Below are 12,391 nucleotides of genomic sequence, written 5' to 3'. Positions count from 1 at the left end.
AAATATTCCGCATAATAGAAATGTGGAAAGGTTGGCAATATCTTTTAGATTTGCCTCTTTGTCTAAGGTGAAAAGGATAGATTCACCTGGCATCAAGGATTGTTAAAGAAAAATAAATATGGTGCGCGGCATCGTATAAAACAGGAAGGTCAAGATGACTACACTTAATTATACGGTAAGGTTTCAAAAAACCGTTTTGGCAAGTTTAATCGGGCTTTGTGTAAGCCAAGCTAGTTTCGCACTCGAAGAACTTTCTGATGCGGGCTTAAGTGAAACTACAGGTGAAGGTATTGCTATCTTGCCACAGAATGCCTATATGGTATTTCGTGGTGCAGGCGCTAATGAAACCTCAAGTCAGATATTAACCGATCGTACTAAAGATACTGGTTATATCAATTATGTACCTGTCGGTCCTTTGAGTATGACAGCAGCAGATACTAATAAAAATGGCTCGATTGATTCGGGTGATCGCGCTGTTGGTAAAGCAGATATTTTTCTTTATGGATTAGCGCTTTCCAAATCTGATAATGATACAAATACTCGCATCGCGTCTACTGATACAGCTGCTGCAATCTCAAGTTGGGGTACTGCGGTTAACCCATGGATTTTTAAAGTTGCGACAGCAAATTCAGTACCTAACTTCAGTGCAGCTACTTGTAGTGGTGCAAGTGACCCATCTTGCCAAGTAACTTATTTAGCTTTGGAAGCTCCTTTATATGAGGTTGGAACGAAAGATTCCGCAGGTATAGATGCTTATAAGCTGAAATTAGGTTTGTGGTCAGATATTTTTGTCCGAAATCCAAATAAAATAAATGGTGCAGCAGACCAATTTAATTATGGCGACTCAAATGGTTTAATTGGTACGAGTACGGATGCAAGCCGTGCAAACCGTCTTCGTTTGCAAGGGGTCTGGAATAACTTTAGCTTAAATGGCAGTCGTTTACAGCTTTTCCAAACATTAGGGGGGGCAACATCTGCTGGAGGAATGAGTCCTTTTTATAATGATACTTTAGGTTTCGCTGGTGTTATTCGTTTAAATAGCGGTGATGCATCTAATTTAAGAGCGACAATTACTTCAAATACTCCAACATCTTCTGTAGGGCCTTGGGTAAATCGTTATAGTACCCAATATACGGGTGCCCCAAGTAATAACTCTCCAAGCGCGGATTGGTTATATCGGATTCGTAGTCAAACTACGACGGTTACTTCAACGGGTTCATGGACTGCCCCAACAGACAGCGCTATGAATAACGTATTACGTTTGAGCACGCGTGAATCTGGAACTACTCAAGCTAATTTGGTAACACCTGCAATTAATGGTGGACTTGCGCCAACTTTTGATGCAAATGAAGGTTTATATCTCTATAACCCGAATATTAACCTTGTTTTAGGGTCTTTATATCAACCTTTAGTTTTAAGCTCAGACGGTAAAAACTTTAGTTTAGAACTTGCTCGTATCCCGAATAAACCAGAAATTTATAAGAAAATTTATACAGACTATAGTGGTGCCGATACGAGTTACTTAGGCTCAACTTGTAATATTTACCAATGTGGTACCAGTGTGACGTTAGGTGGTAAAACTTACCAAGGCTCTAGTGCAACACATAGTAGTATTTCAATTGGTTCAACAGTTTATAACGCAACGAACAATACTTTAGAAGCATTTAAAGGGAACAGTACGCAAGATGCGGTTGGTATTTCATTTGGTAAATTACCTACGGGCACTGTAGCAGCTGTAACACAGACTAAAAACTTCTATCAATTGCAAAATCAAGAACGTCGAGCAGGCAGTTATAGCTGTGGATTTTTGAACTTAAGTACTTGTTATGATACTTGGCAGTACCGTACAGCAACGGGCTGGACTGGAAATGCTGGCACAGGCTTAAAATTTGATTCTCAGGGCGCTAACTGGGCTAGTATTGATAGTACCTCTTATTATAACCCGACAGTAAATAATACAGGTTATACCTTAGCTGATGCCGGAAATGGAGCTCAGTTTGCTGTACCAGCTGGCACACCTTTACCAGATGCTCGTTACGAAGGGGGGCGTTGGTATAGCACTACACCAAATGCAGATTTGAACACCTATAAATTATCTGGAGCACAAATTAGCTCAGCCATTAGTAATAACATGGGTTCTGGTGTTATTGACGGTGTTTTAATCCAGCACTTGAAACTTACAACTAAAGGTCTATAAGAGGAGGAGATTGATATGAAAAAAATAAGTACTTTGATCCTCGCTCTTTGCGCAACAGTTACTCATGCGGAGCTGCAAACTTTAGATAATGATGCTTTGCAGGCGATTAATGGTCAAGCTGGTGCTGATTTATCTTTAATGCTTAATTTAAACCAAACTGCTAACGGTGTCTTTGACAATGGTAGTGGTGGTGTTTGTGAGAACGTTGAGTTCTGTCATATAGGTTTAGCGATTAATAAGCGTTTTGTACAAGCAGATGCAACTAAGCCAAGTGGTTGGGCTGAAAATAGTGATAGTGGTAATAAACTTTGGCTCGTGTTTAAAGGCGTACAAGGAACTTTAAATATTCAAAAAATGGGCTTGGATGGCGTTGATTTAAAGTATCTTGATAAAAGTAATACTGAAATTATTAAGCCTGCTATTCAGCTTAGTTTTAGCTCAGCTCAACCGATTTTATTCCGTAATTTTGGTTTCAATGCTTTATCAATTGAGCAAGATAACTTTACCAGCTCAACAACAACGCAAGGCTCGAGTGCAAATATGTATGATTATGCATATTTCAAAAAACCGACATATGCTGCGACTGCTAATAGTGCAGCACAGCAAGTTGCTACAGCGACTCCATCAGCCTATGACTATGGGCGTGAAACTGGTTTCATGGGTTTAATGATGAATGGGAATTTGGCTATTCAAGGAAAAGTCATGGTCTTTAGCTGTGATGGTAGCCATCCTCGTTGTTAAGGGTTAATGTAGATTTCAAAGGAACTGAAGTGATGAAAAAAAATAAAGAAAATCACAGCTCAAAGTTTATTTTAAATACATTAGCAACCAGCATGTTGTTAGTGAGTGGTCAAATTTATGCTTTAGAAGCTTTAACAGATGCTGATTTGAGTGCCGTCAATGGACAAGATGGGATCTCGATTCAAACTACGTTTAATGAAATTAATATTGATAATGCTTACTGGGATGACCATGCAGGTACACCAACAAGTGCTGATCAGGTATTAAGAGCTCAAGCAAGTGGTGTAAAAGTCCAAAAAAGTAATGCATCTAATCAAACTTTAAGCACTAATTACCGTTTAGATGTAGGGAGTAACCCAACTACGGGTAAAACTGGACTCGATTTTTCTATGCAAAGTAGTCCATCACTTATTACGGTAAATAGCGTTAAAGTTTGTAATAGCTCTGCTACATGCTCGCCAACTTTAGGGCAGTTGGCTATTCAAACAACTTCTCCTTTAAATTTGGCACTTACAACCCAAGATGGCTTATTTAATGCAAATAGCCAGTCAAGCATGACACTTGGTATTAATAATGCCAATATTTATCTAGGGCAATTGGATGCTCGCAGCCAGCTAAATCAGTTAATTTTAAGAAATTTTAACTTTAATTTTGTTGGTAAAGGGGCCATGCTGATTGACCCAACTCGTGGCTTAGTTTTACAGACAAATACTGGAACTAATGTTGCTGGTGTAGGGCAAACTCCGAATACTACCTATGGCTATGTTGATTTTAACCGTGTAGCAGATTCAGCTTCTGGTTTAACTGCGGGTACATATGTTGACAGTAGCGGCAAAGTAACCAATTCAGGCCTGAATATTGAGGTGATGCTCAGCTCGAATGTAAATAAAGCTAACCCTTATGCTTTAGATGCAACTAATAGCCCACAAAATGCGAAAGGTTTGATTCGTTTAGGTGCTAGCGGACGTATGGTAAATAGTTATTTACAACTCCGTGGTATGGACGGTACGTCAGATTCAACAACATTAGGTACGGCAAATACCGCTGCTGGTACCAGTTCAAGTAATAGCATTTTAGGTAATTCTGGCATTGCCTTTCGTATGAAAGGTGAGTTCACTAAAGATAATGATTCAATGCTTGGCGCAGATGGTAAAGCAACCACTTTAGAAATTGGTGGAGCAGGACTAAATGCTTATGGTTTCGAGTTTGGCAACTTAACAGGTCTTAACTCAGCTACACGCGGTTATTTCGACAGCGGAAATATTTATCTCAATCTTGCTGATACAAAAACCTTATTAATGCCAAACAACGCGACTTTAAATGCAATTCGTTTAGGGGCGGGTACTTTAACAACAGCTGCTGATTATCAACATAACATTCACCGTGATACGGTTACTAATCCATTCAGTTTAATTCTTGCAATGCGTGGAGCAGAGTTTCAAGCATTTTCAAGACGTGGTCGTTTTACCACAAGTGCGAATGTCGCTCCTGCAAATCAGTTTGCAGATAATGGTGCAAACAACCAGTGGGGCTTAGCACTACCTTTTTATAATTTAAATGCTAATGCTGCTGTATATGGTTTAGACGCGCCAGCAAATAGTGCTTATTACTATACAAAAGATGCCAATGGTAAACCTGTCCAGAATGTTGTTGCGGCATCTGGAACGACTTCACGTTTGGGTTTTGGTATTGCAGCTGGAACTACGGGACGTGATGCGACTGGAACCAAAACGACCTCAATTTTATTAATTGATGGTTCTCCAAATGCTAATAATGGCGGTAGTCCTACTGATTATTATATGGGGTTACGTAATATTGATATGTTCGTCAAAGGCAATGGAAGCATAGGCTTAGAAAATGGCAGTCTTAATATTAGTTTAAAAGAGATGCTACTTGCTTTATCAACTGAAATTGCAGCAGGTTATTTACCGGGGGCAAAATATAAAACTTGTCCAGCTACCGGGTCGTGTACCTCACCAATTGATAACTTTGCCAGAAATAATGATGTCTTATTTGGTCTAAAACTGCGCTTAGGCGGAGATCTTAACTTATCGATCGTGCCAAACAGTTCAATTGCAGATGGTAGTGCTTTAACTGTACTGGGCGATTTCACCATGCCTGCCACAGCAACTGGAAATACGGTTCAAATTAGTGATCCGATCGATGGTTCTGCAATTGGCTTTGATAATATTACTGGAAAGCTTGCGTTTAATACTGCTTTAGTTGTTGGTAAAGATAGTGCAAGTGGTTTAGGTAAAGTTGGCGTAAATACGGCGGTTTATTTTAATCCCGATAAGAGTATTGATGGTGCATTACGTGTTAAAGATATTAATTTCTATCCTCCATCAACTGGTGCAGGTGCGCGTTTAGGTGAGCTTGCAATTACTGGTGGACGTTTAAATAGTAGCTTTAGTATTGTGCCTAGAAATGGTGCTTTTAACTAATAAAGAAAAGTGGCAGCCATTGCCACTTTTTATAAAAAATTTATTTTGAATGTGATTGGATTTGCATTCGTCGGGTTATAGGGATAATTGCTTTGTACTTGAATATTATTCTGATAGTCTGAACAAATAATAAGCGTTTGTCTCTTAAGGATTAGAGCGACATGAAGAATAAAAATATAGGGTGCTGGTTGCTACTTGCCAGTAGTTCAAGTGTTTTTGCAATGCAGCCTTTAGATGATCAAAGTCTTGCGGCAGCGACGGGCCAAAATGGTTTAACTTTAGGTATTCAGGCTGATAAAGTTAAATTTAATCAAGTCGCTCTGATTGATACAAACGGTATTGCTTCAACTTCATATAACAGTAAGGCTGGCTTTGTCATTGCAGGAAATTCTACAAATCCAGTTCCTGGCATAGAGTTTATTAAAGCTACCGTATCGAGTAATCCTTCTTTTAATATTGCAATGGATGTCGATGCTGGTGGTGGAAATCCCTTTTTAAATTTAGCAGTATCCATGGGGAGTGATGTAAACGGTATTCGACTTTTACCTTTTTCAGTTTATTTAGCTCCAAGTGCATCTTTATCTAGTCCATCAGATTATGCATTAACAAGTTATGCACCAAAATCAATTTTTAGTTCGGGAACGACAGTGAATACGGGTGTAAAAGAACTGATCCGTTCTACTGGTAATTTAGATATTAACTTTGTACAAACCAATAAACCTCGTTTAAATATTCAGCTTGGCCATGCTGCTCAATCAGTTATGGTTAAATTTGGAGGGGCAATTCAATCTATTTGTTCTGCTGCTGCAGGTTGTCCAATTACTTTAGTGTCCGATAATACGGGTGCTACATTCGGGTTTAAATTTGCTGGCACAAATACCTCAACAGGTTTTGTACTTGATGGTTTCTATGCAGGTGTTGATCCAACTGGATTAACTTTTGGAAATACAGGCGTATCAAGTAAATTTGATGCTTCACTTAATAATGTCACTTTAGGAAATATGGGTACTCAAAATACAACAACGTTTAATAATTTACCAAATGGCTCAATGGGGAGTTTTGGTGTCACTGGCGTTTCTGTAACTGACTTTAAAATGAAAGTAAGCGGCTTTTAAAAAAGAATAATAGCTTAACCTGAAATACGAAAGAGGGCGGTTGTAAAAACAATCGCCCTCTTTTTTTAACTATATTGCGTTAAATATTTTCTGATCTGGTGTGTTCTAACTGTTGGACAATTTCATCCAAAGCTTTAATACGTTTAACTTGGTCCCATAATTCTTTCGCTTGAGGGTAGGCTTTGGTCATCATCCCTAACCATTGCTTATAACGACCAACCATACCAATTTCTGTTTTTGCCTGACCGTTTAAAAAACGAATTTGTAAATCAACCAGTTGTTCCCAACTGAATAATGCCTCATTCATGTTTTCACGAATACATTGGGTTAAGTCGGGGGTCGTCACAGCACCACGCCCAATCATTAAGTCTTCACAGCCAGATTGTTGCTGACAAGCTCTAGCATCAGCATTGGTCCAGATTTCACCATTCGCAATGACATTAATTTTTAAAGCTTCTTTAATCGGTAGAATTTTTTCCCAATAGGCAGGTGGCGTATAACCATCTGCTTTAGTACGTGCATGAACCGTTAACCAGTTTGCACCCGCATCTTCAACAGCGTGGGCATTTTCCATTGTGTGGTTTTCATCGAGATAACCCAAACGCATTTTTGCTGAAACAGGAATGTGTGCAGGTACTGCATCTCTCACTGCTTTAATGAGCATATGTACAACATCAGGTTCATCAAGAAGAACAGAGCCGCCTCTGTGTCGGTTTACAGTTTTTGCAGGACAACCGAAATTTAGATCAATTGCTGGTGCACCAAGCTCTACAACTTTTGCTGCATTTGCTGCCAGCATATCTGGATTGTTACCTAAGAACTGGACATGGACAGGCGTTCCCGCAGCTGTTTTACCGTCATTTTTTAATTCTGGACAAAAACTATAGTAAATATGGTCTGGCAAAATGCTGTCTGTAACACGAATAAACTCGGTCACACACCAGTCAAAATGACCAACAGATGTGAGTGTATCCCGCATGATCGGGTCAGTTAAACCTTCCATTGGAGCGAGTATGAGTTTCACAGTCTGTGTCACCTGAGCAAAAAGAAAACAGCGTTATACGGGATATGTATAACGCTGTCTAGTATCGAAGAAATTTTAATTTACTTAACGGCCCAAGATCATCTCAAGCACAAATTTACTGCCAATAAAACCAATCGCCAAAAGCACAAAACCGATTAAGGTAAAACGAATCGCTTTTTGACCTCGCCAGCCAAGTTTGTAATGGCCAATTAAGAGTGAGCCATAAATAATCCATGAAATAATACTAAATACAGTCTTATGAGCGAGATGCTGTGCAAAGAAGCTATCGATCGTCAAGAAACCAAAAGTGAGTGCAATCGTTAATAAAATAAAGCCAGTAATGATCAGATCAAATAACAAAGACTCCATCGCCTGAATAGGCGGAAGTAAATTGACCCAAAAACGTTTTTTTTGTTTCTTTTTGAGTTCACGATTTTGGAACCACAGCAAAATAGCGTGAATGGTTGCCATAAGCAAAACTGCATAGGCAGAAAGTGAAAGAATAATATGAGTATCTAAGCCTAACGAATGCTGCTCAATAAATTGATCTGGTCGACTGAATCCAAAACCTAAAATTAGACCAATAGCTGCTACAGGAATGCCTAACAAGTTTAACGGTACAATGGGACGGAAAATACTAAAAATTAAACTTAACAACAGCATAAGCCACGATGTAAAAGATACTAAATTAAAAACATCGTAGTTAATTCCGGCGGGTGTCAGCATAGCATGGCATAAAACTGTACCGTGCAACAGGAGCGCCAAAGTCGCAACAAAAGCAAATAACCATGGGTTTGGTTCACGTTTTGACATTAAACGAATAAACAGATACCAGAAAGAAGTGGTATATGCGATGAGTGCCAAAATTGTGTAAACCAAGGGGAGGCTAATCATGTCAAACCTTTTTCAGGATTAATTCATCTATATAAGATATAAATTCGCTGCGAACTAAAGTATCCTATAGCATTCTATGCATAAATTTTCTATTTCGAGAAAGATTTTTTTGCAACTAGCCATTTTAAGCGGATTTTGCAATGTTTGATACCTTAACAGAACGACTCACACAGAGTTTAAGAAATGTTACTGGCTCAGGGCAGCTGACCGAAGACAATATTAAAGATACCTTACGTGAAGTACGTATGGCACTTCTTGAAGCCGATGTCGCGTTACCTGTAACTCGTGAATTTATCGCGAAAGTTAAGGAAGAGGCATTGGGCCAAGAAGTGATGACTCAGTTATCACCAGGCCAGGCATTTGTAAAAATTGTCTATGACGAACTCACCAAGATGATGGGTGAGGCGAATGAAACACTTGATTTAAGTGCTAAGCCTCCCGTTGTTGTATTACTTGCTGGTTTACAAGGTGCGGGTAAAACGACAACTGCCGCTAAGTTGGCACGTTTCTTAAAAGAACGTCAAAAGAAAAAAGTAATGACGGTTTCTGCTGACGTTTACCGTCCAGCAGCAATTAAACAGTTAGAAACTGTGTCAGCAGAAGTTGGTGCAGGTTTTATTGCATCAGATGCTTCTGAAAAGCCAATTGATATCGTTAATCGTGCAATTGAACAAGCAAAAATCCAGTTTGCTGATGTGTTAATTGTCGATACAGCAGGTCGTTTACATGTCGATGAAGACATGATGGACGAAATTAAAGAATTACATGCTGCCGTTAAGCCGACTGAAACCTTGTTCGTGGTTGATGCCATGACAGGTCAGGATGCTGCAAATACAGCTAAAGCGTTTAATGATGCATTAGCACTTACGGGTGTGATTCTTACTAAAACTGATGGTGATGCACGTGGTGGTGCTGCGCTTTCTGTACGTGCAATTACGGGTAAGCCAATCAAGTTCTTGGGTATGGGTGAGAAGCTTGATGCTTTAGAACCATTCCATCCAGATCGTGTTGCTCAACGTATTTTAGGCATGGGTGACGTACTTTCTTTAGTCGAGGAAGTTGAACGTAAAATCGACAAAGAAAAAGCCGAAAAAATGGCTAAAAAATTGCAAAAAGGCGGCAGCTTCAACTTTGAAGATATGCTGATGCAATTTGAACAAATGAAAAGTATGGGCGGCATGATGGGCTTCTTAGATAAGTTGCCTGGCATGAGCGGTGCAGGAATTCAGCAGGCGATTGAGCAAGCAAATCCTGAAAAACAGGTCAAGAAAATGGAAGCTATTATCCAGTCAATGACCGTTAAAGAACGCCGTAATCCAGACTTGATGAACCCAAGTCGTAAAAAACGTATTGCCGCGGGTTGTGGTATGGATGTTGCTGAAGTGAATAAACTCATTAAGCAACAAGCACAAATGGCTAAAATGATGAAGAAATTTGCGAATCCATCTGGTATGAGCAAAATGATGCGTTCATTAGGCAATATGCAAAAACAATTTGGTGGCGGCGGTGGTGGCGGAATGGGCCCACTGTTTGGCAACAATGACCAAAAGAAATAAACTTATAAAATAAAAGGCGCATATAGCGCCTTTTATTTTGTTCTGTGTTTTAGTCTTTAGGATAATGAGTAATATATTGTTGTAGTCCTTTGAGCAAAAGATCTGTTTCTACGACTGGATCATATTTTTTCAAGAACTTAGCAAAAAGAGGAGCATCTCCACCTGTAAGGAGTAATTTTTTAGGAGATTGCTGCATGATGCTTTCAATTGTACTAATCAGGCCTAACAAAATACCGTGGTGTACTGCATCGACTGTGTTATTGCCCGGGTTTAAATTATCAAAAGCTGAGTCTGGAATTTTAATGCCCTTAGTATTTTGAATAAGGGCATCGCGCTGTAAATAAAGATTTGGCAGAATATAACCGCCTAAATGCTGTTTGCCTTGCGTTAAATCAATCGTTAAGGCTGTTCCACATCCAATAATACAATAATTTTCATCTGTTTGAGCTACAGCGAGTACTTGTAGCCAACGGTCAATCCCGAGCTGACTTGGAACTTCATAGCCGCACTTTAACTCAGCATATTCAGCATGCACTTTGGCAAAAACAACAGGAATTTCAAGCCATTTTAAAATCTGCTGAATACGTTGGTTGTTCTCGGTATCGAGTACTGAAGAAATCCCAATGCGATGCAGACCTTGATGTTTAAAGTGTTGAATTAAACCCAGTAATAAATCGGCAGGGGACTGTAAATGTAGCTCAGCTGCATGTTCAATAATCTGCTGATTTTCAGTAATCCAATACTTTAAACGGGTGTTCCCGATATCAAGCCATAAACTTTTCATGGAAGAACACCTGTTTATTGATTCACTTGTGGTCTTAAGCGACCTTGATAAAACTGCTGAGGTTCAGGAGTCTCAAGAATTACTGCACCTTCATTAGATATTCCAACAAAACGACCATGAACCAGTCCCTGACTATGTTCGAACTGCACCAACTGATTAAGCCATGCAGCGTGGTGGTTAAAACGTCCAGCCAAGTTGTAGCAACCATGATCAAACCAACGAGCTGCATTTTGAATTGCAACGTAAAGCTCTGAAATGAGTTCAAGACGACTCATTTGTTCTAGGCCTAAATCTTCTAGAGAGGTAATCGGTTGATCACTATCAGTCACTGGTGGTGTTTTTAAATTAATGCCTACGCCCACAATAGCCTGGTGTTGGGAAAGTGGCTCGACCAAAATTCCACCCCATTTGCCCTGAGCACTATATAAATCATTTGGCCATTTGACTTGCAGATTCAGCACTTGTAACTGCGGGATTTGCAAAATATTCAGAGCAACTTCAAGTGCTAAGCGACCATCTAAGGGTGTTCGAGTTTGCACCAATGTGCTTAAATAAATGTTTCCTTCAGGTGAAATCCATTGCCGTTGATGTTGACCTCGCCCTTGAGTTTGTTGAACACTGCAAACCAAGCCTGTTGTAATGCCCTTTTGGGCAATTTCACGAATATCATCATTGGTCGAAGTTGTGGTTGCTTTTAATAAAACCACTTCTGGAAGCTGGTTTTTTGCGCTTAAAAGTTGTTGTAGTTGGCGAGTCTCTAAATCCATGTTGAATATGAGCAGAGTGGTAAAACATTTATGGAGTTAATCATATATTTACTCATTGGCGCAATTGCTGGTTTTACTGCCGGATTGTTTGGAGTTGGTGGTGGACTAATTATTGTACCAATCCTCTATGTCGTTTTTACCCAATTGCACTATGACCCCGCTGTAATTATGCATATTGCAGTCGGAACATCGCTTGCAACGATTATTGTGACGTCTTTTAGTTCAGTTTCTGCCCATCATAAAAAAGGTGCGGTTCTTTGGCCTGTTTTTCGTAATTTAGCACCTGGACTAGTGATTGGATCATTTTTAGGGGCGGGTATTGCCGATTTGATGTCTGGTCAGCATTTACAGCTCCTTATTGGTGTTTTTGCGGTTGTGATGGCCTATCGTATGTTTAAAGGGGCAAATGTAGTTGTTGACCCAACACGTCAGCTTCCTTCAACACCTATGCAATTTATGGCGGGTGGTGGCATTGGTATTGCCTCTGCAATTTTTGGTATTGGAGGCGGTAGCTTAACTGTTCCGTATTTAAACCGTCATGGCGTGGTCATGCAAAAAGCAGTCGCGACTTCTGCTGCTTGTGGTTTACCCATTGCTATTGCAGGTGCAATTGGTTTTATGTGGTTTGGTGCCAAAGAACACATCTCTGTACCTAACACGATTGGTTATGTGCACATCTATGCGTTTATTGGCATTAGTGTCATGAGTTTTGTTACAGCCAAGTTTGGCGCAAAAGTTGCTCATGCATTGTCACCACAAATGTTGAAAAAATGCTTTGCCTGTTTGTTAGTGGTGGTAGGTAGTTACTTTATTTATAAAGGGATTATGCACTAGAGAATAAAATATTAATCTTGCTAGAACTACGATTT

General features: G+C 39.6%; 10 protein-coding genes. 6 read left to right on the top strand and 4 right to left on the bottom strand.

All coding sequences use genetic code 11. The annotated features are described in order from the left end of the window. The first annotated feature begins 154 nt into the window (after positions 1 to 154). From K6I41_RS15375 to K6I41_RS15360, 4 genes are all read left to right on the top strand, one after another. Positions 155 to 2,197, top strand: coding sequence for a hypothetical protein (locus K6I41_RS15375; protein WP_250374739.1), 2,043 nt, complete (start codon positions 155 to 157; stop codon positions 2,195 to 2,197). A 15-nt stretch (positions 2,198 to 2,212) separates the two neighbouring features. Then, a complete protein-coding gene (locus tag K6I41_RS15370) occupies positions 2,213 to 2,938 on the top strand; it encodes a DUF6160 family protein (RefSeq protein ID WP_151767227.1) in 726 nt (241 codons plus the stop codon). Between the two features lie 32 nt (positions 2,939 to 2,970). Beyond that, positions 2,971 to 5,382 (top strand): DUF6160 family protein, encoded by a 2,412-nt coding sequence (locus tag K6I41_RS15365; protein ID WP_250374738.1) that lies wholly within the window; start codon positions 2,971 to 2,973, stop codon positions 5,380 to 5,382. A gap of 161 nt (positions 5,383 to 5,543) precedes the next feature. Continuing rightward, positions 5,544 to 6,497, top strand: a complete 954-nt coding sequence (locus tag K6I41_RS15360) for a DUF6160 family protein (protein ID WP_144735454.1) — start codon at positions 5,544 to 5,546, stop codon at positions 6,495 to 6,497. 79 nt (positions 6,498 to 6,576) lie between these two features. On the opposite strand, the gene K6I41_RS15355 is transcribed toward K6I41_RS15360, so the two are convergent. Beyond that, positions 6,577 to 7,521, bottom strand: coding sequence for a tRNA dihydrouridine synthase (locus K6I41_RS15355; RefSeq protein ID WP_216070638.1), 945 nt, complete (start codon positions 7,519 to 7,521; stop codon positions 6,577 to 6,579). An 84-nt stretch (positions 7,522 to 7,605) separates the two neighbouring features. Beyond that, on the bottom strand, positions 7,606 to 8,415 hold the full coding sequence (locus tag K6I41_RS15350; protein WP_250374737.1) for a cytochrome C assembly family protein: 810 nt from the start codon (positions 8,413 to 8,415) through the stop codon (positions 7,606 to 7,608). 140 nt (positions 8,416 to 8,555) lie between these two features. Here K6I41_RS15350 and ffh point away from each other — a divergent pair, with 140 nt between their 5' ends. Continuing rightward, entirely contained in the window at positions 8,556 to 9,971 is a 1,416-nt protein-coding gene (ffh, locus tag K6I41_RS15345) for a signal recognition particle protein (RefSeq protein ID WP_004794257.1), read from the top strand. Between the two features lie 49 nt (positions 9,972 to 10,020). Here ffh and K6I41_RS15340 read toward each other — a convergent pair whose 3' ends face one another. Together K6I41_RS15340 and K6I41_RS15335 are read right to left on the bottom strand one after the other, a co-directional pair. Continuing rightward, complete coding sequence (locus tag K6I41_RS15340; protein ID WP_250374736.1) at positions 10,021 to 10,755, bottom strand: pantothenate kinase; 735 nt, start codon at positions 10,753 to 10,755, stop codon at positions 10,021 to 10,023. A gap of 14 nt (positions 10,756 to 10,769) precedes the next feature. After that, entirely contained in the window at positions 10,770 to 11,522 is a 753-nt protein-coding gene (locus tag K6I41_RS15335; protein WP_250374735.1) for a biotin--[acetyl-CoA-carboxylase] ligase, read from the bottom strand. A 30-nt stretch (positions 11,523 to 11,552) separates the two neighbouring features. Here K6I41_RS15335 and K6I41_RS15330 point away from each other — a divergent pair, with 30 nt between their 5' ends. Next, complete coding sequence (locus K6I41_RS15330; RefSeq protein ID WP_004794252.1) at positions 11,553 to 12,356, top strand: sulfite exporter TauE/SafE family protein; 804 nt, start codon at positions 11,553 to 11,555, stop codon at positions 12,354 to 12,356. The last annotated feature ends 35 nt before the right edge of the window (positions 12,357 to 12,391 follow it).

It is taken from the genome of Acinetobacter sp. AS23 (assembly GCF_023612055.1).
GTDB lineage: Bacteria > Pseudomonadota > Gammaproteobacteria > Pseudomonadales > Moraxellaceae > Acinetobacter > Acinetobacter oleivorans.
This window is presented reverse-complemented; position numbering and strand designations above follow the sequence as displayed.